The 25,973-nt window shown below is 35.7% G+C and carries 19 protein-coding genes; 5 read left to right on the plus strand and 14 right to left on the minus strand.

Annotation, left to right across the window (positions count from 1 at the left end; all coding sequences use genetic code 11):
- Positions 1 to 45: 45 nt before the first annotated feature.
- The 4 genes from AA089_RS00065 to gdhA form a co-directional block, all read right to left on the minus strand.
- Complete coding sequence (locus tag AA089_RS00065; protein ID WP_046754865.1) at positions 46 to 2,466, minus strand: TonB-dependent receptor plug domain-containing protein; 2,421 nt, start codon at positions 2,464 to 2,466, stop codon at positions 46 to 48.
- The gene (gene recO, locus AA089_RS00070; protein WP_046754866.1) at positions 2,450 to 3,169 is read right to left on the minus strand and encodes a DNA repair protein RecO; all 720 of its coding nucleotides are present in this window, start codon (positions 3,167 to 3,169) and stop codon (positions 2,450 to 2,452) included. The genes AA089_RS00065 and recO overlap by 17 nt, the downstream gene beginning before the upstream one ends.
- A 5-nt stretch (positions 3,170 to 3,174) precedes the next feature.
- Positions 3,175 to 5,481: a type IX secretion system anionic LPS delivery protein PorZ gene (porZ, locus tag AA089_RS00075; protein WP_046754867.1), complete on the minus strand. Its 2,307-nt coding sequence runs from the start codon at positions 5,479 to 5,481 to the stop codon at positions 3,175 to 3,177.
- 214 nt (positions 5,482 to 5,695) lie between these two features.
- On the minus strand, positions 5,696 to 7,039 hold the full coding sequence (gene gdhA, locus AA089_RS00080; protein WP_046754868.1) for an NADP-specific glutamate dehydrogenase: 1,344 nt from the start codon (positions 7,037 to 7,039) through the stop codon (positions 5,696 to 5,698).
- A gap of 248 nt (positions 7,040 to 7,287) precedes the next feature.
- Between gdhA and AA089_RS00085 the strand changes: the two genes are divergently transcribed.
- Positions 7,288 to 8,076: a THC0290_0291 family protein gene (locus tag AA089_RS00085; RefSeq protein WP_046754869.1), complete on the plus strand. Its 789-nt coding sequence runs from the start codon at positions 7,288 to 7,290 to the stop codon at positions 8,074 to 8,076.
- Between the two features lie 384 nt (positions 8,077 to 8,460).
- Here AA089_RS00085 and AA089_RS00090 read toward each other — a convergent pair whose 3' ends face one another.
- Entirely contained in the window at positions 8,461 to 9,600 is a 1,140-nt protein-coding gene (locus AA089_RS00090) for a cystathionine gamma-synthase (protein ID WP_046754870.1), read from the minus strand.
- Between the two features lie 97 nt (positions 9,601 to 9,697).
- On the opposite strand from AA089_RS00090, the gene AA089_RS00095 reads away from it, so the two are divergent.
- Positions 9,698 to 11,344: a M1 family metallopeptidase gene (locus AA089_RS00095; RefSeq protein ID WP_046754871.1), complete on the plus strand. Its 1,647-nt coding sequence runs from the start codon at positions 9,698 to 9,700 to the stop codon at positions 11,342 to 11,344.
- Between the two features lie 668 nt (positions 11,345 to 12,012).
- Here the strand turns inward: AA089_RS00095 and AA089_RS00100 are convergent.
- The 4 genes from AA089_RS00100 to AA089_RS00115 form a co-directional block, all read right to left on the minus strand.
- Positions 12,013 to 13,857, minus strand: coding sequence for a PLP-dependent aminotransferase family protein (locus tag AA089_RS00100; protein WP_046755005.1), 1,845 nt, complete (start codon positions 13,855 to 13,857; stop codon positions 12,013 to 12,015).
- Positions 13,858 to 14,036: 179 nt separating this feature from the next.
- Positions 14,037 to 14,507 carry an HAD domain-containing protein gene (locus tag AA089_RS00105; protein ID WP_046754872.1) on the minus strand — a complete coding sequence of 157 codons (471 nt, stop codon included), beginning with the start codon at positions 14,505 to 14,507 and terminating at the stop codon, positions 14,037 to 14,039.
- Between the two features lie 17 nt (positions 14,508 to 14,524).
- A complete protein-coding gene (locus AA089_RS00110; protein ID WP_162200395.1) occupies positions 14,525 to 14,911 on the minus strand; it encodes a hypothetical protein in 387 nt (128 codons plus the stop codon).
- A gap of 33 nt (positions 14,912 to 14,944) precedes the next feature.
- Positions 14,945 to 16,186 carry a cation:proton antiporter gene (locus AA089_RS00115; protein WP_046754874.1) on the minus strand — a complete coding sequence of 414 codons (1,242 nt, stop codon included), beginning with the start codon at positions 16,184 to 16,186 and terminating at the stop codon, positions 14,945 to 14,947.
- A gap of 132 nt (positions 16,187 to 16,318) precedes the next feature.
- On the opposite strand from AA089_RS00115, the gene AA089_RS00120 reads away from it, so the two are divergent.
- The 3 genes from AA089_RS00120 to AA089_RS00130 are packed head-to-tail and all read left to right on the plus strand — an operon-like array spanning position 16,319 to position 18,707.
- Positions 16,319 to 16,669 carry an arsenate reductase family protein gene (locus AA089_RS00120; protein ID WP_046754875.1) on the plus strand — a complete coding sequence of 117 codons (351 nt, stop codon included), beginning with the start codon at positions 16,319 to 16,321 and terminating at the stop codon, positions 16,667 to 16,669.
- Positions 16,669 to 17,568, plus strand: coding sequence for a DMT family transporter (locus AA089_RS00125; RefSeq protein WP_394334122.1), 900 nt, complete (start codon positions 16,669 to 16,671; stop codon positions 17,566 to 17,568). Before AA089_RS00120 ends, AA089_RS00125 begins: the two co-directional genes overlap by 1 nt.
- Entirely contained in the window at positions 17,565 to 18,707 is a 1,143-nt protein-coding gene (locus AA089_RS00130; RefSeq protein WP_046754876.1) for a peptidogalycan biosysnthesis protein, read from the plus strand. Before AA089_RS00125 ends, AA089_RS00130 begins: the two co-directional genes overlap by 4 nt.
- A 92-nt stretch (positions 18,708 to 18,799) precedes the next feature.
- On the opposite strand, the gene AA089_RS00135 is transcribed toward AA089_RS00130, so the two are convergent.
- The 5 genes from AA089_RS00135 to ilvB form a co-directional block, all read right to left on the minus strand.
- Positions 18,800 to 20,377: an NADP-dependent glyceraldehyde-3-phosphate dehydrogenase gene (locus AA089_RS00135; RefSeq protein WP_046754877.1), complete on the minus strand. Its 1,578-nt coding sequence runs from the start codon at positions 20,375 to 20,377 to the stop codon at positions 18,800 to 18,802.
- 10 nt (positions 20,378 to 20,387) lie between these two features.
- Entirely contained in the window at positions 20,388 to 21,653 is a 1,266-nt protein-coding gene (gene ilvA / locus AA089_RS00140) for a threonine ammonia-lyase IlvA (protein ID WP_046755007.1), read from the minus strand.
- 228 nt (positions 21,654 to 21,881) lie between these two features.
- Positions 21,882 to 23,384, minus strand: a complete 1,503-nt coding sequence (gene ilvC / locus AA089_RS00145; protein WP_046754878.1) for a ketol-acid reductoisomerase — start codon at positions 23,382 to 23,384, stop codon at positions 21,882 to 21,884.
- A gap of 124 nt (positions 23,385 to 23,508) precedes the next feature.
- Positions 23,509 to 24,039: an acetolactate synthase small subunit gene (gene ilvN, locus AA089_RS00150; protein WP_046754879.1), complete on the minus strand. Its 531-nt coding sequence runs from the start codon at positions 24,037 to 24,039 to the stop codon at positions 23,509 to 23,511.
- A gap of 105 nt (positions 24,040 to 24,144) precedes the next feature.
- Complete coding sequence (gene ilvB / locus AA089_RS00155) at positions 24,145 to 25,878, minus strand: biosynthetic-type acetolactate synthase large subunit (RefSeq protein ID WP_046754880.1); 1,734 nt, start codon at positions 25,876 to 25,878, stop codon at positions 24,145 to 24,147.
- Positions 25,879 to 25,973: the final 95 nt, after the last annotated feature.

Here is a 25,973-nt window from a genome sequence, read left to right on the forward strand (position 1 = left end):
ACACTTAAGCATCTATTTAATAATCTTTTTCTTTATTCTTTCTTTTTAAAAGGAGTAATTAAGTCCTACTATTATATTTCTACCTGGAGCTGAAATTCCTGAAGAGTACGATCTGTATCGTTGATCTGTTATGTTTTCCAAAGAAGCCGTTATGTTTATTGTTTTAGTAATTTCTATACTCGATCTGGCATTAAGTGTAAGCCATGAAGGTGCATATGGATCTCCATTTTCGTCCAATGCATATAGGTATGCTTTGCTTCGTTCTGAAGGCGCTAAGTTTTCAAATGTGATGGAACCGTTGTAGTTTGTAAATACGTCAAATTTTAGTTTTTCATTTTTGTATATGAAGTGAAAGTTTCCAAATATTGGTGAAACGTGTCGCAACGGAACTTTTGTTCCATCAGCTTGTTGTTCTTCTCCTCTTGGAATTGTTAAGTCTGCCGTGAGCTTGATGTTTTTGGCCATTTTTGCTTTGATTCCAAATTCAAATCCATACGTAAATACTTTTGAAGCATTTTGTATGGCTTGTACATTGCTCAATTCGCCATTGTACACAATTTCTGTTTCGCCATTGAGATTGAAATCTTCACGAATTAGAGCATCGTCCAATAAGGTATAGAAAGCTGCAAAACTAAAGTCTAATTTGTCGCTTACTCGTTTTTGAATTCCTATTTCGGCACTATAAGCATATTCGGGCATTAAGTTCGGATTTGGAACTACTACAGAACCAGGTTCAGAGTCAAACACTTTGCCAATGTCATCAATGTTTGGCGCTCTAAAAGCGGTTCCTAAGTTTGCTGTAATTTGCCAATTATTTGGAACCCAACTAAATCCTATACTCCCTGTGAAAGCTCCTGTATTTGTCTTGGCTTCCGAGAATGGAAACGGGAAAAATGTTGTGTCAAAATCTGTTTCTATGAGTATGTGGTTGTACCGCAATCCTGACTGAATGGTAAATTTTGGATGCAATCGATATTCGGCACTCATGTACGCCGCCATTGATTGCCAAGTTGCTCCATCAGGATAACGCGATGGCGCATCTGTAATTGTATTTGTTTCAATGTTTCTATCATGTCCGTCAGAGTGTACTTTGTTGTATACATATTCCAGACCGTAGAATATTTTCATTCTTGGATTGAATCGTTTTTCAAAGTCTAAGTTTGAAGAAATTGCATCTACTTTTTCTTCCGTTACATTTAAGATATCATCTTGAAATAAACGACTGTTTCTGCTTTCTTCAAAACGCTGAAATGCATTGGTAAATTTTACATTGTCATAAAACGTATTGTTTCCTTTTTTCTGAGTTTGTAAATTTCCCATGAACCATTTTTGCGGTCCGTAAAACCAATCTCCGTAGCGTAATGTTTCGTTTCTGTATTGAATGAGTCTATCGTAACGCGGATAATTGGAAGTTTTGGAATAATGCAATCCTAGATCGAATTCCCAAATATCATCAGGAATTAGTTTTACTTTTTGAGAAATATTGAGCTGACTGTATCCTGTAAATCGCTGAATTAAAGGATCTTCATTTGGAATTACGGTGTCTTCTCCGTTGACTTGTGTAACCAATTCTGGTCGTAAGTATCGATCTTTTCCATTGCTTCCCATGCGCAAATCGTCAAAATCAGAATATGTGACACTGGTGTGAAATCCCCATTTTTTTATGCCGACATTAAAATCTGCATGCGTTGTTTTTTCTGTATTTGCAGAAGCGTATCGTACTGCGGCATTTCCAGAAATGATGGTTTTTTCGTTCCACGATAGTTGTGGCGATTTTGTATAAAAGTTCATGACTCCACCAATGGCGTCACTTCCGTAAATTACCGAACCTGGCCCTAGAATTACTTCCGTGTTACTGATGTTGAAAGGATCAATAGCGATGACATTTTGAATGTTTCCGCCTCTAAATATGGCATTGTTCATTCGGACACCATCAACAGAAAGAAGCAATCGGTTTGTAGAAAATCCTCTAATCATTGGACTTCCACCACCAAGTTGACTTTTTTGCACAAATATTTTTCCGCTTTTTTCTAGTAAGTCAGCTGCTGTTTGTGGAGCTGTGTATGCAATATCTTTGGTATTGATACTTACAATTTTTTTAGGAACTTCTTCTTTGTCTTGTTCCCATTTTGATACAGAAATAACTATTTTGGATAGTTCTTCGGTTTCTTTGATGAGATATACTTTGTTTTTGTTTTGAAGTATTTCTGTTTTGGTAAGTGTTAATGATTGATAGGAAATATGTTGAAACGTAATTTTTTCATCTGCTCCAAAAGAAGATATGTCAATCTTTCCTCTAGAATTGGTAATTCCGCCTTTCGATTGATCAGCGTTATATACATCAACACTAGAGATGTTTCTATCGTTAGTAATGTCTTTTACTTGAATTTCTTGACCAAAAAGAGCTGTAGAAAAAATAAAAGAAACTAAAAACGAAATACCTTTTATTTTATTTAAATACTTCATGTAACACATCCATTGATTTCGGTTGCCTAAATCCTTGCAAATGTAATTTAAAATATTGAATGAATATTGCAAGAATTTCATTTCTTCTGTGAGAAGACAACTTTATGGTGTGTTGTGCATCAAATTTTGTGCCTAAAAGCTGTTTGAAATGTGTTAAATTTTCTCCTGTGATGCATTCATTTAGCGTGATTTCATCAAAAAATTGCCCTTCGTGTAAATCGAAATAATTTTTATGCATATTTTCTGTTTCAGGATAGAAACCAAAATATTTGGTCAGTTGCACTAAAAATAACAAGTGAAAGTTTGCGATTTCATCATGAATATCCAGCCACTGTAGTGCATTTTCTACAAACTTGAATAAACCGTCATTTTTTTCTTCTTCTTGAATGGAATAATTCAATACTTCTGATAGAAATAAAACAATGGAACTCTTGAAAATATTGGTGTGAATGGAAGCGTACGGATAGACTGATTTTACATCTTTTATGTATTCTAAACTCCCTTTGTTTTTATGATTTGCTACAATTTCTAACTGCATCAGCGGTTGAAAATACGCTATTTTTAGTTTTCCTTTTTTTGATTTGAGAATTCCGCGCAATAAGTAACTTTTGATTCCGTCAGAAGCTGTAAAACATTTGACAATAACGCCTGCATCGCCATATTTTAGCGTTGATATTACAATTGCTTTTGTGGTAACTAACATATTTTTTAGCGAACAACCATCACTTTGGTCACTTTCGTTTCCGAACCATCTTCACTAGCAATTAAAATGAGATATACACCAGAAGCAACTTTGTGTCGTCCAAAAGCTTTTAAATCCCATAATAATGTTCCGCCTTCTGCGGTAGCTTCATAGACCAAATTTCCTTCAATGTCGGTAATTTTTACAACTGCATTGTTTGTTAATCCTGCTATAGATAGGTTTCCATTGAATCCAGGTCGCACAGGATTTGGAAACGCATATACGTTTTCTAAAGTTTCTTTTGGCGCTGTAGCAGTTCCTTGGAAAGATACAATTCCTTTTGAAGTTCCCATGTATACACGTCCTGATTCTGAGTCTATTTCAATGTCAGTAATGGTATTGCTTGGCAGTGGTGAATTGTCTTTGGTAAAGTGTGCTAGCGTTTCTGTAGCATCAGGTGACATGTAAAATACACCTGAAGACGAAGTTCCAATCCATTTGTTATTAGAACCATCAACTTCAATATCGGTTAATTGCTGTTGAAATAGTAATTCTTTTGGCACACCATCTTCTTCAACAATAATGATGTCGTTGGTTTGCGGATTGCTATCATTAAAGATGTTGTCCGCACCAAAATATACACGTATTCCGTTTGTTGTTCCAATCCAGAGATTTCCTGTTTTGTCTAGCGCTAAGGCTCTGACATCTGTAGATGGCAAGTTTCCTTGTTCTTCTTCTACCATTGAAATGAAACGAGAACCTTGACTGCGAGTTTCATCAAAAGCTAAGACTCCGTGTGATTGTGTAGCGATGAATTTTATGCCACCATCGGTAATTTCTAGTTTTGATAATCCGTTTTCGCCATTTAGAAAATCGCCAATGATTTCAGATACAGAGAAAGATTCCCATTGTCCGCCACTTCGAAGCACTTTTACACCATTTTCTACTTTAGATGTCAACACCCATAAATCGCCATTGATATCGTATTTTGTTTCTCCAATTCGGATGTCGATATATGTCGGAACGCCAATATCGAGTGATTCTAACCCACTATTTGTTGTATTTAGGATGTTTACAGGTTCATTGTCTTCTATTTGAAGAATTCCTGAAAAGAACGAACTTACAAATACTTGATTTGTATTGGAAGGATTTACGGTAACATGCACTAAACTTTTAGCATCAAATTCTTGTGTGTACGGAATGTTTACCCAAGCCATATCTTGCAAGTGGCTCACACCTCTATTATCTAACGGATACGGATTGTACCCAGTATCGTAGTCTCCGTAAACAACCCATAATTCATTTGGTATTGCTTTTAGTGCAAACGTATTGTTTAGCAAAGGACCATCTGGTAGTATTTGATTTGCCGTTACAGGCATTGGAAACGTTGTTTCTAGCATTCCTTCAGCTTCTGTTCCTAAATATAAATCGTTGTTGAGCAGCAATGCAGTATTGAATTCAATATTAGGAAACTCGTCTAAGGTATCTACAACTAATACTTCCGTAAGTTGATTGTCGTACAGATGCACTTTTGTATCGTTTACTACCAACATGTACGCTCCATTTACTTTTAGGTCTTCTAAAGCAGTTTCGTATTGTGGTATTTGCGACTCTAAAACAAAAGTAGTTCCATTGTATTTGTAAAGTCTTCTTCCTAAGCTCACTGTGTATAAATCATCGCCAAAAGCAGTAATTCCCATCCAACTACTACCTACGATTGATTCCCATTGGTCAAAATCAATTAGGTTATCATTACTGACCGTTGCTCTAAAAATTCCTGAATCTGTTGCAGCATAGATATACTCGCCAAGTATTGTGGTTTGTCTTACTTCTATTTGACTACCGTTTGGGCCAATAAAATACGTGTCGCCAAATTCTAAAGCGTCAATGTTATAAAGTGAAATTCCGAAGTTTGTAGAAATGTACAGAATACCATTATATTCAAGAATATGATTTAGTTTTTTTCTGTTTGGTGGAATTGTTGGTTTGTTGACAATATCCACAACTTTCTGTACTTGTTTTGTATCTTCAAAGTATACTTCTATGAGACCGTTTTCATAGCCAAGAATATACTTTTGAGCAGCTTCACTAAAGTAAGCAGTACTTATTGTTTCTCCTGAAAGTCCATTGATAGTTGATACTTTTCCTATTTCATTGGTTTGCAAGTCATACGTGAAAAAGGCATTTTCAGAAGCGGCATATATTTTTTCGGAACTAAATGAGAGGTCAATTACATTGTTGTAAGAATAATGTCCTTGCCAAGAATTTTCAAAAGATTGTCCATATACTGATATATAACACAGCAGTACTAACAAATACAAACTTCTTTTCATCTATTGTTTATTTTTTAATTCAGTTTGAACGAAACAAGCAGTTAATCAGTCGATTACGACACATTGTTAACTGCAAGTTTGACGCATTGAGCATATTTTATTCAAATATATTTAATAATAACGTAAATGAATTGCTTATCATATATTATTGTCATAAAAAAAGCTTCCTGCAAACAGGAAGCTTTTTATTTTATGTAGGATGAAATGATTCAGATTACACAACTCCTTGTGCAATCATGGCATCGGCTACTTTTACAAAACCTGCAATATTTGCACCTTTTACGTAGTCAATGTAACCGTCTTCATCTGTTCCATATTCTTCACAAGCTTTATGAATATCGCTCATAATTTGCTTTAATTTCTCATCTACTTCTTCACGTGTCCAGCTATAACGCAACGAGTTTTGCGTCATTTCTAAACCCGAAGTTGCTACACCACCAGCATTTGAAGCTTTTCCTGGCGCAAATAATATTTTTGCTTTGTGAAATTCTTCAACAGCTTCAGGAGTTGAAGGCATGTTTGCTCCTTCGCTTACACACATACATCCGTTTTCGATCAGTGCTTTAGCTTCGTCTCCGTTCAATTCATTTTGCGTTGCGCATGGCAAAGCCACATCACATTTTACGCTCCAAGGTCTTTCTCCTTCATGGTATGTAGCAGACGTATATTCATCAACATATTCTTTAATACGACCTCTTTTTACATTCTTTAATTCCATGATGAATTCAAGCTTTTCTTGATCAATTCCATCTTCATCATGTATATATCCTGACGAATCAGACATGGTTACTACTTTTGCTCCAAACTGAATTGCTTTTTCAGCAGCGTATTGTGCTACATTTCCAGAACCAGAGATTACCACTGTTTTTCCTTCAAAAGAAGTATCTTTTGTTCCTAACATGCTTTGTGCAAAGTATACATTTCCGTATCCTGTTGCTTCTGGACGAATCAATGATCCTCCCCAAGAAATGCCTTTTCCTGTCAATACTCCTGTGAATTCGTTTCTCAGTTTCTTGTACATTCCAAACATGTATCCAATTTCACGTCCGCCAACGCCAATATCTCCCGCAGGAACATCAGTATCTGGGCCGATGTGTCTAAACAACTCCATCATAAAGGCTTGACAAAAACGCATGATTTCTAGATCTGATTTTCCTTTCGGGTTAAAGTCTGATCCTCCTTTTCCGCCACCCATTGGCAACGTTGTAAGACTGTTTTTAAATACCTGCTCAAACGCCAAGAATTTTAAAATACTTAGGTTTACACTTGGGTGAAAACGCAATCCTCCTTTGTATGGACCAATGGCAGAATTCATTTCAATTCTGTAACCACGGTTTACATGTGTTTCACCTTTGTCGTCTACCCAAGGAACTCTGAACATTACAACACGCTCAGGCTCTACCATTCTTTCAAGAATTTTAGTTCCGTTGTATTTTTCTTTACCTTCAATATAAGGGATTACAGCCTCGGCAACCTCTTCAACTGCTTGTAAAAACTCAGGTTCATGACCGTTTGTTTGCTTTACCAAGTCTAAAAAGTCTTTTATTTTTGCTTCCATAAACGAAGTTTGATTAACAAATTTTTATTTATATCATTATTTGATAGTACAAATATACATTTAATTAAAAAAAAACACTCTTTTTTTTACAATTTGATAATACGAATACGTTTTCGCTTGATATCACGTTATTTTACTATACAAAACCTCAACCAGCAGTAATAAACAATACTTAATACACTTTTTATTTTTTTGTTTTAAGGGTTTTTATATATTTGCTGAGTAGCCTCAAAAATCTTGGTTAGAACATGTTAAAAAAAATCTATCCTACTTTCCTTCTTCTGTTGCTAGCATTTGTTAGTACAGCCAACGCCCAATTCGGATTTTCTCACGAAATAGGGTTTATTGTTGGGCCTAATGCTTTTCAGTCAGATTATGGTGAACGTAGTGATTTTGAGACTAATATAGGGAATGTCGGATTGGAATTCGGAATTGTACACTACCTCAACTTTTCGTATCGTGCCGAGTGTAATTGTTTTACGCGATATACGTATTTTAACGATCATTTTAAAGTTAGAAATGAATTAACGTATACAACTGTTAATTTAGAACATTTTGGGCGTTTTGTTGGCGATGATAAAGTTTCTTTAACTGCCGATCAATTACGAGCTATGAGTGGAAGCACGCGAGTATTAAACTTAGGAACACAGTTAGAGTTTTTTCCAAGAAGTATTCGTGAGTTTGAAAGTGGTGGCTATTTATTAGCACCGTATGCTGCTTTAGGAGTTCAGTACAATTACTTTACGCCAAGCGTAGAATCTGATTTGGGACGACTTACAGATCCTGGCGTACTTCCTGTTAAGTATCAAGATGCTTACAGAAACGAATCGGGCTCAACGTGGTCCATTGTGGCAAGTGTAGGAACACGTTATAAATTTACAGAAACATCCGATTTATTATTCGATTTACGTTGGAGATATTACTTTTCAAACTGGGTTGACGGATTGAATCCTGATGAAAATATTTATCCTGAAAATAGAGCAAACGACTGGGGATTCATTATTAATGTAGGATACATTTATTACTTGAATTTCTAAATAAAAAATATTTCATGAAAGAGCCATTCCTAAAAGAATGGCTTTTTTTATGGTAATTTTACAGCTGTGTAGTACATTTTTTGCACAGCAGCAGAGAATCTAAGCACTTGTGCACAGTAAATTGTGTTCATGTACTCAGATTTTGAGCTAAGGAGTAACGTGTTGTTACCTCAGTTTGCGATTCCGAACTGTTTTTTCTTTGAATTTTAAACTCGTGATCTCTGGATTTTTCGAAGTAAATTAATTATTAAAGTACTGATTATTAAAAATTTAAACTTGGATACTTTTTACTATAAAATAGACTTCCATATGTAAATTGTTGTCTTTTTTCTTGATAAAAAGCAACAAGAAGTCTTCTTAATTCTCAATACTCACATCTCAATATTAACCTAATGCCTGCGCCAAATCTTCCAATAAGTCGTCAATATCTTCAATTCCGACACTGAGTCTAATTAGCGAATCGACCACACCAACTTTTTCGCGTTCCGCTTTTGGAATACTACCATGCGTCATACTTGCTGGATGACCTGCCAACGATTCTACACCGCCTAAAGATTCTGCCAACGTAAATACTTTTAAGTTTTCTACAATTTTAATGGCTTCTTCATAGTTATTTCCCTTTGCTACAAATGAAATCATTCCTCCAAAATCGTCCATTTGTTGTTTCGTAATATCATGATTTGGATGGTCTTCAAAACCTGGCCAATACACTTTTTCTACTTTTGGATGCTTCGCCAAATATTCAGCCACAGCTTTTCCGTTTTCACAATGACGTTGCATACGTACATGCAAGGTTTTCATTCCTCTTAACGCTAAAAAACTATCCATAGGTCCGCAAATAGCGCCACTTGCTTTTTGAATAAAGTAGAGTTTGTCTGCAATTTCTTTGTCTTTTACCACCAAAGCTCCTAAAACGATGTCACTATGTCCGCCAATGTATTTAGTGGCCGAATGCATTACAATGTCTGCACCCAAATCTAAAGGTCTTTGCAGGTACGGTGTTGCAAATGTATTATCCACTGCTAACATCAACAGATGCTTTTGAGCAATAATTGCAGTTGCTTCAATATCAATAATATTCATCATGGGATTCGTTGGCGTTTCTACCCAAATTAACTTTGTATTTTCATTGATATACGCTTCAATATTCGAGGCATTTTCCATTCCTATAAAATGAAATTTTACACCATAGTTTTCAAATATTTTGGTAAAAAGCCGATATGTTCCTCCGTATAAATCGTTGGTCGTAATTACCTCATCGCCAAATTTTAAAAGTTTTAAAACCGCATCAATTGCCGCCAAACCCGATCCGAATGCCAATCCGTAGTTTCCGTTTTCAATACTTGCCAAACCATTTTCTAAAGCCGTTCGTGTAGGATTTTGCGACCGTGAGTATTCAAAACCTTTGTGTCCGCCTGGCGTACTTTGTGCGTAGGTTGATGTTTGGTAAATTGGTGGCATCACGGCTCCATAAGCTTCATCAGGCTTTTGTCCTCCGTGAATAGTTTTGGTGTTGAATTTCATATGTTTTTCTTATGCTAGTAGGATACAAATTTTCGTTTCACTTGTTCATTTTCCAATTATAAATGTACCTTTATAAATACTTAATTTTTTAGTGTAAATGATGTATAAAAATAACAATTCTATTACACTTCTTGTGGGTTTACTACTTTTAGTTTGCACGCAAGTAGTTGCACAAAATTTTACGAAGCAAGATACTTTGCGTGGTTCTATAACGCCCGAACGCGCTTGGTGGGATTTGACACATTATCATTTGGATATTGAAGTAAAACCAAGTGAACAAACAATTTCAGGAAGCAATACAATTCAATATAAAGTACTTTCGTCGCACAACGAGACGCTTCAAATAGATCTGCAACCGCCTTTACAAATAACAAAAGTAGTTCAGAATGGTACCGAATTAGAAGTTACACATGATGGAAATGCACACTTTATCCATCTCGCGGAAGCGCAAAAAATAGGAGAATTATATAGTGTAAAAGTATTCTACGAAGGAAAACCCAAAGTAGCGAAACGTCCACCTTGGGATGGCGGTATTACGTGGAAAGAAGATGCTAACGGATTGCCGTTTATAGCTTCGTCCTGTCAAGGATTGGGCGCAAGTATTTGGTGGCCGTGTAAAGATCATATGTATGATGAAGTAGATAGTATGAAGATGAGCGTAACGGTTCCGAAAAATTTGATGAATGTGTCAAATGGTCGTTTGGTAAAGGTTGAAGAACGCAACGCAACCACGAAAACCTATCATTGGAATGTGCAAAACCCGATAAATAATTATGGCGTAAATATTAATATTGGCGATTATGTACATTTTGGCGAAGAATACAAAGGCGAAAACGGTATATTGGATATGGATTATTATGTGTTACGCGATAACTTAGCCAAAGCAAAAGTACAGTTTGCAGATGCCAAACGCACGATGGAAGCTTTTGAATATTGGTTTGGTCCGTATCCGTTTTATGAAGATAGTTACAAGTTGGTGGAAGCACCTTATTTGGGTATGGAACATCAAAGTTCGGTAACCTATGGTAATGGATATAAAAACGGGTACAGAGGTTCTGATTTGAGCAAAACAGGTTGGGGAATGAAGTTCGATTTTATTATTGTACACGAATCGGGTCATGAATGGTTTGCCAATAATATTACCAATATTGATATTGCTGATATGTGGATTCATGAGAGTTTTACGGCGTATTCTGAGAATTTGTTTTTGGATTATTTTTATGGCACAGCAGCAAGTGCGGAATATGTTATTGGAACCCGTAGAAGTATTCAAAATAACACACCAATTATCGGAGTTTATAATGTAAATAAAGCAGGTTCGGGCGATATGTATTATAAAGGTGCAAATATGTTACATACTATTCGTCAGATTATTGATAACGATAGAACATGGCGAACTATTTTGCGTGGACTGAACAAAGATTTTTACCATCAAACGGTCACGACGGCACAGATTGAGAATTATATTTCTGAGAAATCAGGGATAGACTTGTCTTCTGTGTTTGATCAGTATTTGCGAGCGACAACGATTCCTATTTTATCGTATACTATTGAAAATAATGTATTAAAATACCGTTGGCGAAATTGTGTAGATCATTTTGACATGAAGGTAAACGTATTGATTAACGGACAAGCAACATGGTTAACACCAACGACTTCGTGGCAAACAAAAACGGTAAATTCTGAGATTAGTTCTGTTGAAATTGATGAAGATTTTTATGTGAAATCGGAACAGAATTTTTAGCCTGTTGAATTTACAGCTAGCGCGCGTTTGTAACGCGTGCCAATACAAAAACTAAAAACATTTATAAATTTCTAGCGTAAATTACAAACTCGCATTAGCGATAAGAAGATAATTCGAAATAGTTTAGCTTGTTTGACGGCACTCGTTGCAAACTTGCGCTAGCGATGCGACGGTTTGGGCATTTGAAAATAGGTTTATACCTTCTCAAACTTACGCTAGCAATGTATATTACTTCGTCACAGCTAGCGCGCGTTTGTAACGCGTGCCAATGCATAAATTAAAAACATTTATAAATTTCTAGCGTAAACTACAAACTCGTGTTAGCGATAAGAAGATAATTCGAAATAGTTTAGCTTGTTTGACGGCACAAGTTGCAAACTTGCGCTAGCGATGCGACGGTTTGGGCATTTGAAAATAGGTTTATACCTTCTCAAAATTCCGCTAGCAATGTATATTACTTCGTCACCCTGAACTTTATTCAGGGTCTCACATATATTTTCTTACTGTTATGTGAAACTGAATCAAGTTCAGTTTGACGTTAACTCGTTAATTTATCATCACTTCCACTGCCAGCGCGCGTTTGTAACGCGTGCCAATGAATAATTTAAAAACATTTATAAATTCTAGCGTAAGTTATAAGCTTGCGCTAGCGATAGAATTTTAGTTTTTTAAATACTTTTTACAAAATCATTAAAAACGGCTTTGTGTTTTTCTAAATCCATATTTGCAGAAAGTGATACGCGGGCAATGTAATCTTTATCGCCTTCTTTTGTCGTTCCTTGTGTAGACGTTGCAGGAATTGTCCAATAGCAACCTTTTAGTTGCCCGTAACTTACACAATATTTGCTTTCTTCAGGAATTTCCGTAATCATTAACTTGATGAGTTTATGATTTAGTTTTCGCTTGTACGCTTCTTTTTCTTCTTCAGTATCGCCTTTCGTTGGAAGGTCTAATGAAAAAACCGATGGCGTAAATCCTTGACTTGCCAATGCTGAAGAAACAAAGTTAATTTTCGCTTCTGGCAATACTTCTTGAATGTAATTTACAAATTCGCGTGTGTTTACATATGCATCGTGAATACGCTGATTCATAGAAGGCAATTGCTGCGCTAAGATTTCATACTGTGCTATCGTAGCTTCGTTATCACAAAGTGTCAAATGGACTTCGATCTTTTCCACTAAAGAAGTTGCTTTTTCGTTTCCTATACAATAACCTGCGGTACACAATCCGCCACTTGGAAATTTTGATCCGCTTGCATACGAAATGGCACGAATTCCCGCAAATGTTTTGCCTTCTCCCAAGAAATGTACATTAGGACAAAAGGTTTGATCTAAGATAAATACAGGAGCAATTGCTGTTTCGCCCGTTGCTGTTTTTCGTTCTTGTTCCAACGCTTCTTTTAGTTTTTCTAATTCTGGAACTTCTACGCGTGGATTTGTTGGAATTTCCGCAATGATGTATGGAATAGCATCTTCTTGTGCTACGTTTTGTAACACATTGTGTACACTTTTTACCATATCATTATCGCCATCAACCGGTAAATCGACAATGGCTACATTTTCAATACAAGCAGCAACACGTCGTGCCTGATCGTTTGTACCACCGTAACAATTTGGAGGAACAATAAATTTGATATCTTTTCCTGGATGATTTTCAAGCGCGTCATGCACCAATCCCATCATAATGGCATATTGAATAGATAATCCACTAGAACCTACTAAAGCTTTCGTTTGCACACCATTAATTGTTTTGATTAAATCGACAACTTGTGCTTTGTCGGCTTCCACATTGTTTTTTTCAATTATAAAAGAAGCTGTTGTTGCCAGCGATTTTAAAGCTGTCAAACAGTTTATAGGTGTCATTGCAACCGTTTCTCTTCGTCGTACATGTTGAATAGCAGAAATATAACTTTCATTGTGTGTGCCATTGACAAGTAATACACTTCCCAGGTTTCCGTGTGTATTGATTAAAAAGTCAATGTTTGAATGTAGCGGATAGTTAGCAATACTTTCTCGTGCTGAAACCAAAATTGTGCTTCCATCAAATTCAGGGATTGCCGTGATATTTTCTATTTTTTTTAGTTCAAATGTATATCCGTATACTTTTTTGATGGTTTCCGCATCAAAAGAAGCTGGCAATGTATCTGTATATACGATTTGTGTTTGTTTGCCATCTAACAGATTTTTTCGTAAAACTGCTAAAATCGGTGTCACTTTGGAAGCAAAACTAATTACATTTTCAGGTTTTAAGTTGTGCATTTTTGCAATTCCCCATTCTAACACGCACGATAAAGGATGTCCCAATCGGATATAGTCGTATGCAGTTGGCAATTCGCTCAAAGCGGAAGCATCTGAATTGTTGGCTTTATATAAGTTTTCAAAAGCTTCTAAAAATTCAGTTTTTGCTAGTTTTTCTGTGTAAATATCTAAACGATGCGTCGTTAGACCTATCCAATTATTTGGTATGTTTTCTAGTACAGCTTTTATATAATTGAGCACGTTAGCTTCTTGCATAAGTTCCTTCATTTAATAAGTTGGCAAGTTACATTAATTCACTATTTTTTGAAAGTATTGCCGAGCGTTTTGTCGTTTTGTGTGATTGGTTCTTACATTGTAACTATTGTTCATAAAAAAAGTGACATTAGTTAAATTCTCTAAGTCACCTTTTTAGTATTTTGAAACAGAATATGTAGTTAATTCGTAGTTAATTCTAGTTTTTGGATCTTATCTAGTGCTTCATCTGCTAAATAGTCTGTTAAGCCAACAGAACCACTAGTTTGTATTAACTTTTCTTTTAGATTTTTGGGCAATGCGTTTAACGATTTATCATCATCAATTATTATAAATTTATCTTTTGATCGAGAAGCATTAAACCAGCGTATCAATTCGTCTTTTCTGTTTAAATGATTTGTGTTTTTTGGAAGTCTACCTATCTCCTGAATAGAAATATCTCTTCGATTAAAAATAGTACACCATTCATTTAAAGAATATGTATGCTTATGCGAAGTCGTTAGAACAATAGTAGCACTTGTATTAGAAATAATTTTATTGAGAGATTTTATAGCCATAGTACTAAACGCTGGAAAACCATCTTCTAATATTTCAGGTTTTCTCCAAGAGTTCGCAGGAACCATTACGCCATCTATGTCTAAATACAGTAACATATTGTAAATTTACTTAATTATTTTATAATTTCCGTTATTTCCTCAATGGACATGTTATTAAAGTCAGCATCTAACTCATTCAACTGCTTAATTTTATCTTCCGTATCCCATTCTTCTTCGACAAACTCTACATCTTGCCAATTGAAAGCAACTGTTGCACTTGTTTTTGAAGATTTAGCACGATCTATATCTATATTTACTAGAAGTGAACATATATATCTATGATGTCCATCAATAACTAATGCGCCACATACCTTTATATCATCAAATTTAATTCCATATTTCATTTTTTGATAAATTCTATTGATAATTGGAAGACAAACCTTCTTTTGCGTTGCTAGTAAAACAGTATCTTTTTTTTCAATTATAGCCAATATGGATTCTTTCGTTAAATTTTTCATCATCAATTTTTTAATTTACATATTGAATGTTTATTATCAATCTCCCTTTACCTTCTTCACCAACGTTCCAACCGTTAATCCTTGTACGAGAATTGAAAACACAACTACAACATAGGTAATTACTAGAAATAAATCACGATGCATTTCAGCAGTGAGTCCTAACGCTAATGCGATGGAAATTCCGCCACGCAATCCGCCCCACGTCATGATAAGATTGGTTTTCGGGACAAAATCGAGTCGTTTTTCAAAGAATTTGATTGGAAATAGCAACGATACGTATCTGCATGCCAATACAATCGGAATGGCAATTAATCCTGCAATAATATAGGTTGCTTCAAATGCAATGACTAGCATTTCCATTCCTATTAATACAAATAAAACAGTGTTGAGTAAGATGTCGATGAGTTCCCAAAATTTGTCTACGTAGGTTTCTGTGACTTCTGACATTGCCGATCCGCGTACTGTGTCGTTTCCAACAATTAATCCAGCAGTAACCATGGCTAAAGGTGCTGAAACATGCAGTTTGTGTGCAATTGCCGTTCCTGCCATTACGGTTGCCAAGGTAATGATCACTTCTATATCGTAATCATCAATTGATTTTAATAATCGGTAGGTTATCCAACCTAAAAAACCTCCTAAAGCAATGCCGCCAAGTACTTCTAAACCGAATAGTTTTGCAACATCTGCCACACTTACATTTCCCGATCCTGATGAAGCAATTTGAAATATGGTTAAGAAAATAACCACGCCGACACCATCATTAAATAGCGATTCGCCTACAATTTTTACTTCTAGTTTTTTGGGAACGCCTGCTTTTTTCAAGATTCCTAATACTGCAATTGGATCTGTCGGGGAAATCAACGCTCCAAAAAGCAAACAATAGATAAAGTTTACTTCTAATCCTGTGAGTAGTAATACATAATACATGACTATTCCGACCAAAAATGTAGATGCCAACACACCTAATGTTGCAAAGATTAATACCGGCCAACGTTGTACTTTCAATTGTTCAAAATTGGTGTGCAATGCGCCTGCAAAGAGCAGAAAACTCAGCATTACGTCTAGTAAAACACTTTTAAAATCTATTTGTGTAATGATGTATTTTTCAGCATTTAACAGCGTATCATCAATATAACTCAATCCAAATACCGCAAGTGTAAATACAATGGTAATTAGCATTAAACCAATTGTATTGGGAAGTTTTAGAAAGCGTACATTAATGTAGCCAAAACCTGCCGCTAGTGAAACAAGTATTGTGGTAATTAGAAAATAGTCCATAGTGAGATGTTTGCTAGAAAGGGCGAATGTAATTGTTTTATTTTTCTTAAAAGTAGTATTTTTTAGTCGAAATGAATTTTCTTTGTAGCAATTTTACAACACATTCATTTTATCTTTTTAAATTTTAAATCTGTGAAGAAAATATATCATTTACAAACGTGTAATACGTGTCAGCGCATTTTAAAGGAAATTCAACCTACTTCAGATGTTATTCTTCAAGGAATTAAGGAAGAAGCCATTACTGAAAAACAATTGGAAGAAATGCACGCACTTGCGGGAAGTTATGAAGCATTGTTTAGCAAACGTGCGCGTTTGTACAAGGAAAAAGATTTAAAGAATCAGAACTTAACGGAAGAAGATTATAAAAAGTATATTTTAGAACATTATACGTTTTTGAAGCGTCCTGTGATGATTGTTGATGATAAAATTTTCATTGGAAACTCCGCTAAAACAGTTGCAGCCGCCAAAGAAGCCATTTCGTAATGATGCCTAAAAAAAGTTTTGCGTTTGTTGCTGCCTTTATGGTGCAAGTCTTTTATGGCGTTACCTTTACGTTTGCATCCGATGTTTTGAAAGGTGGTTATATAAAACCTTTCGGATTCATCTTATTACGCGTTGTTGGAGCTGCCATTTTATTTTGGGTATTTAGCATTTTTGCTCCTAAAGAAAAAATAGATCGAAAAGATTATCTCACGTTCTTTTTTGCAGCTATTTTCGGAATTGCGCTCAACATGCTTACCTTTTTTAAAGGACTCAAATATACAACACCAATTCACGCTTCGGTAATTATGGTAGTTGTGCCAATTTTGGTTTTGATTATGTCTGCCATTTTTCTCAAAGAAAAAATTATTCCTAAAAAAGTAGTTGGAATTATCTTAGGACTTTCGGGCGCTGTTGTGCTGAGCGTGTATGGAAAATCTGCTGGAGGTTCAGACAATATTTTGCTTGGAAATTTTCTCGTATTCATCAATGCCGTTTCGTATAGTATTTACATCATTATCATTAAAAAATTAAGTGTAAAATATCATCCGTTTACCTTTATCAAGTGGTTATTTTTGTTTGGAAGTTTCTTGGTATTGCCGTTTGGATTTTCAGAATTAGAAGCTGTCGATTGGACTCTATTTTCACCGTATATTATTTTTGAAGTAGTATTTGTAATTATAGGGGCTACTTTTGCGACCTACTTACTAAATCCGTTAGCATTGCGACAGTTAAAAGCGTCTACAGTGAGTACATTTTTGTACATTCAACCTGTAATTGCAGGAATTTTTGCTGTAATTATGGGGAGCGATTCCCTAAATTTCATTAAAATTGTAGCGGCTTCGTTGATTTTTGCAGGAGTCTATCTCGTTTCAATGAACAAAGCCAAAGTGACTACATGAGTACTACAAAAGCACTTTTTTTTAATGCCGTAAACGATATTCCAAAAGAATATTGGCAACAATTACATTGTACAAAAAACACCTATTATACACCTGAATTTTTGCATGCTTACGAAATTGCAAATGATGATATTGTATGCAGATATATTGTGATTGTCAACGAAAAACAAGAAGCGACTGCCTTTGCCATTACACAATTGGTAACGATTCCAATAGAAACCATTACACAAAATATTAAGATTTCTGATACGTTTAAAAAACGAATTAATAGTTTGTTTTGCAATAGTACGCCGCGAATTATGTTTTGTGGAAATGTATTTTTGAGTGGCGAATACGGAACGTTTATCAAAGAAGGCGAAGATTTGAATGAGATGTTTCACGCATTGGCAAAAGCTTTGAAAAAGTTGATGAAAGAAACGAAAAAGTTACAAGCTGTTTTTGTGAAAGACTTTAAAAAATCGTCCTTACAACTTACCGATCAATTACAAGATTATAAGTATATACCCATGAACGTGGAGCCCAATATGATTATTACGCTGCAACCTGAATGGAAATCTTTTGATGATTATAAAAATGCTTTAAAATCGAAATATAGAGTCAAAGCGAACAAAGCGGATAGTAAAAGTGAAAAGTTAGTCGTAAAACGATTTACAGCACAAGAAGTTGAGCATTACAAAAGTGAATTGCAAGCCTTGTATGAAAACACGATTGCAAACGCAAATTTCAATGCGCAAGTATTAAATTTAAATACATACACACATTTAAAAGAAAGCTACGGCGATCAATTTATTGTAAAAGGATATTTCTTAGACGACAAATTAGTAGGTTTCTTGTCAGCTATGGTAAATCAGGAAAACTTTGATGCACATTTTATTGGGTTAGATTATTCACTGAATAAACAATACGGTATTTATCCGCGCATTTTAAATGATTATGTACGAATCGGAATTGAGCATGGTGCAAAACGGATCAATTTGGGAAGAACAGCTTCTGAAATTAAAAGTACGCTTGGCGCGAAACCACAAGATTTGACCTGCTACATTCGTCACAAAAAACCACTTTTGAACGCTGCAATGCGACCTTTCATTAAAAATATCAAGATAAAATCTTTTAAAGAACATTCTCCTTTTAAAAAGTAATTTGGACTTGCTTGGAGTATTGGAGTATTGGATTGTTGGATTATTAGATTTTTAGACATTTACGGTTGATTTCATATTGAATTACGCTCTGTCTACAGAATATAATCCGTACTTACAAAATTGGAAGCTCTAGTTTGTAATAATTCCGTTAAAATTGCATTGTTATACTCGTTGTCTTTTGAAGCCACAAAGGTTCTGATTGAAAACGAACGCAACGCATCATGCACACTTAATGTGGCTACCGCAGAATCTTTTCTTCCCGTAAACGGATATACATCTGGTCCACGCTGACACGAACTGTTTAAGTTTACACGACATACCAAGTTGACCAATGTATCAATCAACGGCGCTAAGGTATTTACATCTTTTCCAAACAAACTTACTTGCTGACCGTAGTTGGAAGCTGCCATATCATCCAAAGGTTCTTCAATATCTGAAAAAGAAATGACTGGAATGACAGGTCCAAATTGCTCTTCTTCGTACACACGCATATCTTTTGTAACAGGATATAAAACTGCTGGAAAAATATAGTTTTCGGTTGTTTCTCCGCCTTTTTTATTAATGATTTTTGCACCTTTTTCGGTAGCATCATCAATCAATTCTTGTATGTATGCAGGTTTATCAGGTTCAGGCAATGGTGTTAATTTTGCGCCAGCTTCCCAAGGATTTCCAAATTGCAACGCATCTACTTTTTCAGAAAAACGCTTGTTAAATTCGTCCACAATTGCTTCATGCACATATAATACTTTCAACGCCGTACAACGTTGCCCATTGAACGAAGTGGTTCCTGCAATACATTCGCTAATAGCTAAATCTAAATCGGCATCTTTCAGTACAATTGCCGGATTTTTCGCTTCCAAACCTAATACCATTCGCAAACGGTTACTTTTTGGATGCACACTTTGCAAAGCATTGGCAGATTTACTGTTTCCTATTAAAGCCAAAACATCTACACGACCATCTTTCATAATGGGCGACGCAACGGTTCTTCCACGTCCGTAGATAATATTGACAACGCCTTTTGGAAAGCTATTTTGAAACGCTTCCAATAATGGAGAAAGTAATAAAACTCCAAATTTTGCAGGCTTGAAAATGGTAGTATTTCCCATAATAATGGCAGGAATCAACAAGGCAAAAGTTTCGTTTAGCGGATAATTATAAGGTCCGAGACATAATACAACGCCTAATGGTCCACGACGAATATGCGCATTTACGCCACCATGTTTTTCAAACTTAGCACTATCACGATCCATTTGTGTGTAATCTTCGATGGTGTCGTAAATGTATTCAACAGTTCTATCAAATTCTTTTTCAGAATCGGCTAAGTTTTTCCCTATTTCCCACATTAAAAGCTTTACAATTGCATCGCGTTTGGTTTTCATTTGTTCCACAAACTTTTCCATGCATGCAATTCGGTCTACAACTTTCATCGTTGGCCACAAACCTTGTCCTTTGTTATAGGCATTAACGGCAGAATTTAACGCTTCTAGCGCTTCATTTTCTCCTAACGTTGGAATGGTTCCGAGTAATGTTGGTTGATAGGTTTCAGTAGAAGAAATGAAAGAATATACTTCGGATGTTGCACCTGTCCATTCTTTTAATTTACCGTCTACTAAATATGTATTTTGAGTAATGGTTTCTTTAATTTGATACTGTTCGGGAATGTTCATAACGTTTTTTTTAAACTAAGAATTGAAATAAATCGGGTTTGTCATTTAAATAGTCGCCATAAAAGTTACGCAATTTCATTTTTGTGATCAAGGCATCTAAATCATCCGCATGTTTCAATTGCAATCCTACAACTGCGGCACCGTTTTCACGATTGGTTTTTTTGGTATATTCAAAATGTGTAATGTCGTCGGTTGGTCCTAAAATTTCCACTACAAATTCGCGCAAAGCACCTGCACGTTGTGGAAATTTGATAATGAAGTAATGTTTTAAATTGGCATATAATAATGCGCGTTCTTTTATTTCGGCAGTTCGGGTAATATCATTGTTGCTTCCACTGATGACACATACTACATTTTTACCTTTAATTTCATCAGTATATTGCGATAATGCACTTATACTTAATGCTCCAGCAGGCTCAACCACAATTGCTTGCCGATTGTATAAATCTAAAATTATTTGACACACATTGCCTTCGTCAACCGTACTCATTTGGTGTAAATTTTCTTTACAGATGGCAAAATTCAAATCGCCAACACGTTTTACAGCAGCGCCGTCCACAAAGTTTTCAATACTTTTTAACGTTGTATTTCTATCTTTTTCAATTGATGTAGACATCGAAGGTGCACCTTTTGGTTCTACACCAATTATTTTTGTGTTTGGAGATAACATTTTGAACACTGAAGACAATCCTGCAGATAATCCGCCACCGCCAACAGGAACAAATACATAATCAATTGGAGTTTCAAGCTGATTTAGTATTTCTAAACCAATAGTTGCTTGTCCTTCAATCACTTTTTCGTCATTAAATGGGTGAATAAACGTTTTGTTCAACCGTTCTGATTGTTCCAGTGCCGCATGATACGAATCGTCAAATGTATCGCCAATCAATACCACCTCAACGTAGTTTTCGCCAAACATTTTAACTTGTTCAATCTTCTGATTTGGCGTTGGTGTTGGCATAAATATCGTGCCTTTTATTTGTAATAATTTACACGACAACGCTACACCTTGCGCATGATTTCCAGCACTTGCACATACAATCTCGTTTTCAACTTGTGCAGAAGTCAACGAAGCCATTTTATTATATGCACCACGTATTTTATACGAACGCACTTGTTGTAAATCTTCCCGTTTTAAATAGAGATTACAATCATATTGTTTTGAATAGTAATCGTTGTAACTCAAAGGCGTTACCGAAGCAATACCTTTGAGTGTTTTAGCAGCGTTTTGAATGGCTGCCAACGTTGGAGCGTATGTTTTTGTGGTGGTTTGCAAAGTATGTTTTATAATTATTTTTAATTGTTCTTGATATAATTTTTCTCCAAAAACCACTCGAACTGACGATTGTATATCTTAAATTTTAAAGATATCTCGACTGCGCTCGATATGACATCATTATTCTAATTGTCATTTAGATGTATGCTTTGTCATTCCTGCGCAGGCAGGAATCTATAGTGTTCCAAAATAGATTCTGCATCAAGTGCGAAATGACAATCGTACAATCTACACCGCAACAGGGTTTTCCGTTTTTACAGTTGTTTTAATCGTTTTCATCGCCGTCATTGCTGCTCTGAGTCGTTTTCCAACAGCTTCAATTGGGTGATTTCGAATGGCATCATTTACGGTAATTAAATCTAAATTGTCAACTGCATTTGAACTTGAAAATGGTTTTCCAATTACTTCCGTAGAAACGTCTTTCATAAAATCTTCAAGTAACGGTTTGCACGCATGATCAAATAAGTAACAACCGTATTCTGCCGTATCTGAAATTACGCGATTCATTTCAAATAGTTTTTTACGCGCAATCGTATTGGCAATTAATGGCAATTCGTGCAACGATTCGTAATAAGCAGAATCTTCAATAATTCCGGCACTTACCATGGTTTCAAATGCTAATTCTACGCCCGATTTTACAAAAGCGACTAATAAGGTTCCGTGATCAAAGTATTCTTGTTCCGAAATATGATCCGTTGTCAACGCCGTTTTTTCAAAAGCAGTTTCTCCTGTTGCAGCACGCCATTTGAGTAAGTTTTTATCATCATTTGCCCAATCTTCCATCATGGTTTTTGAAAAATGTCCCGAAATGATATCGTCCATATGTTTTTCAAATAATGGTTTCATGATGGTTTTTAATTCTTCTGAAAGTTCAAAAGCTTTTAGTTTTGCAGGATTTGATAAACGATCCATCATATTGGTAATTCCGCCATGTTTCAACGCTTCCGTAATGGTTTCCCAACCTAGTTGAATCAATTTTGCAGCATAATCAGCATCAATTCCATCAGCGACCATTTTGTCAAAAGCTAAAATTGAACCTGTTTGCAACACACCACAAAGTATAGTTTGTTCGCCCATTAAATCACTTTTTACTTCAGCTATAAACGACGATGCTAACACACCAGCTCTGTGTCCACCTGTTGCAACTGCATACGCTTTTGCTTGTGCCCAACCTTTGTTTTCTGGATCATTTTCTGGATGTACCGCAATAAGTGTTGGCACTCCAAAACCACGTTTGTATTCTTCACGCACTTCCGTTCCTGGACATTTTGGCGCAACCATAATGACCGTGATATCTTCACGAATTTGCGTGCCTTCTTCTACAATATTGAAACCGTGCGAATAACTTAAGGTTGCTCCTTTTTTTAGTAACGGCATCACCGCTTTTACCACATTTGTATGTTGCTTGTCTGGTGTAAGATTTAAGACTAGATCTGCCGTTGGAATCAACTGTTTATAGGTTCCAACTTTGAAACCGTGTGAAGTTGCATTTTGATATGAATTGCGTTCTTCATCAATAGCTGCTTGACGTAATGCGTATGAAATATCTAAGCCTGAATCGCGCATGTTTAATCCTTGATTCAATCCTTGTGCGCCACAACCAACGATGACTATTTTTTTGTCTTTCAATGCATTGACGCCGTTTTCAAATTCGGAAGCGTCCATAAATCTACATTTTCCTAGTTGTGCGAGTTGTTCTCGTAATGATAGTGTATTGAAATAGTTTGACATGATTTTTATTTTTAGAGTCTGGAGCCAAGATTAAAAGAATCAAGATTTTCGCTCACTATGACTATTTTATATGTTTGACTTTGATTTATCTATATTCTTGACTCTATGATCTTGAGTCTTTTTATTAATGATTGATTGCTTTGAGCATATTTGAAATTTTCATTTCTTCTTTGGAAACTGCAATGCGTCCTGAACGTGTAAATTGCATGATTCCGAAAACGCTGAGTTCTCTGTATAATAGTTCGATTTCTTCTTTGCGACCTGATTTTTCTATGACAAAAAATTGTTTGTTTACCGTGACGATTCGCGCATTGCTGTCTTTGATGATATTTTGAATTTGGCGTTCATCAAACAATAAATCAGATTTCATTTTAAAGATGCTTGATTCTTGATAAATGATTTCTTCTTCTGTATGATAATACGCTTTGATGACTTCAACTTGTTTTTCAATCTGACCGATGATTTTTTTCATTCGTTCTTCCGAAAGATTGACCACAATTGTCCATTTTGAAACGTTTTCAATTTCTGAAACAGACGAATTGATACTTTCAATATTGATATGTCTTCGTTGGAATATTGCTGAAATTCTATTCAACAATCCGATATTATTTTCAGTGTATACCGAAACCGTAAATTGTTTGCTTTCTTGTTCCATATTTTTTAAAGGATTACAGAGCATAGAAAAAAGAGAATAGACTTATTTCAGTTAAAAAAATCATCTTTGTTCTTTATTCTATTTTCTAAGTTCTTTTCATCTTTACTAACTCAATCGTATGTCTGAAACCGATGCTCCTGTTGGAATCATTGGAAATACGTTGTCTTCTTTTTCTACACAAACTTCTAGGAAATACGCCTGTTTGCTTTGCATCATTTCGGCAACTGCTTCCGCTAATTCTTCTCGTTTGGTTACACGTCGTGCATTTAAATGATATCCTTTTGCAATGGCGACAAAATCTGGGTTTGTCATTTCGGTTGATGCGTAACGTTTGTCAAAAAATAATTGTTGCCACTGACGTACCATTCCTAAGAAATCGTTATTTAATACCACAATTTTTACGGCTGCTTTTTGCTGAAAGATGGTTCCTAATTCTTGAATCGTCATTTGATAACCACCATCGCCACACACACAAACTACTTCGCGTTCAGGTTTTGCCATTTTTGCGCCAATTGCGGCTGGCAATCCAAATCCCATTGTTCCTAAACCGCCAGAAGTAATGTTGCTTTTTGTTTGGTTAAAATTGGCGTAACGACAAGCAATCATTTGATGTTGACCAACATCTGAAACAATGGCTGCTTCGCCTTTGCTTTGGATGTTGATTTCGTTCATCACTTCGCCCATTGTCAATCCTTCTTTCGTTGGATGTAAATCGTTTTTGATGACTTTTTCATATTCAATAGCATATAAATCCTTGAATTTTTGATGCCATTCTGTATGTGATTTTTTATCAATTAAAGATAGAATTGCTTTTAAACTTGCTTTTGCATCGCCAAGAACAGCAACATCTGTTTTTACATTTTTATCAACTTCCGCAGGATCTATTTCAAAATGAATCACTTTTGCTTGTTTGGCATATGTTGCAAGATTTCCCGTTACACGATCGTCAAAACGCATTCCGATAGCGATTAATACATCACATTCGTTTGTGAGTACATTTGGTGCATAGTTTCCGTGCATTCCTACCATTCCGACATTTAGCGGGTGTTCGGTTGGAATTGCAGAAACTCCTAAAATGGTCCATGCAGACGGAATTCCTGCTTTTTCTATAAAGGCTTTAAATTCTTGTTCGGCTTCACTCAAAATCACGCCTTGTCCCCAAACTACGAATGGTTTTTTTGCGTTATTTATTAATTCTGCAGCAGCGCTAAGAGCATTTTTATCCGTATCAGGAATTGCTTTGTAACTCCGAACATGTGTACATTTTTCATATGAAAAGTCAAATTCTTCAAATTGCGCATCTTTTGTAATGTCTATTAAAACTGGCCCTGGACGACCACTTTTGGCAATGTAAAATGCTTTTGCCATGACTTCTGGAATTTCAGAAGCTTTCGTAATTTGATGGTTCCATTTGGTCACTGGCGTTGAAATTCCGACAATATCCGTTTCTTGAAATGCATCACTTCCTAACAAATGTGAAGCGACTTGCCCTGTGATACACACCATTGGTGTAGAATCGATTTGTGCATCGGCAATTCCTGTGATTAGGTTTGTTGCGCCAGGACCTGAAGTTGCCATTGCGACACCGACTTCTCCTGAAATTCTTGCGTATCCTTGTGCCGCATGTGTTGCACCTTGTTCGTGGCGTGTGAGTACATGATGAATTTTGTCTTGATATTTGTATAATTCGTCATATACAGGCATGATTGCGCCGCCAGGATAACCGTATAATGTTTTTACACCTTCTGCTAATAGACATCGTACGATAGCTTCGCTTCCTGAGATGCGTTCTGTTTTTTGAAGTGTTTGTTTTGTTCTTTGTATGGTGTTTGTTTCCATAGTGTTTGTTTTTTTATTGTCATTCCGCACTTGATGCGGAATCCATTTTGAAACTTTAGAGCTTCCTATTTATATCTCGACTGCGCTTGATGTTA

Source organism: Kordia jejudonensis, from assembly GCF_001005315.1.
GTDB classification, from domain to species: domain Bacteria; phylum Bacteroidota; class Bacteroidia; order Flavobacteriales; family Flavobacteriaceae; genus Kordia; species Kordia jejudonensis.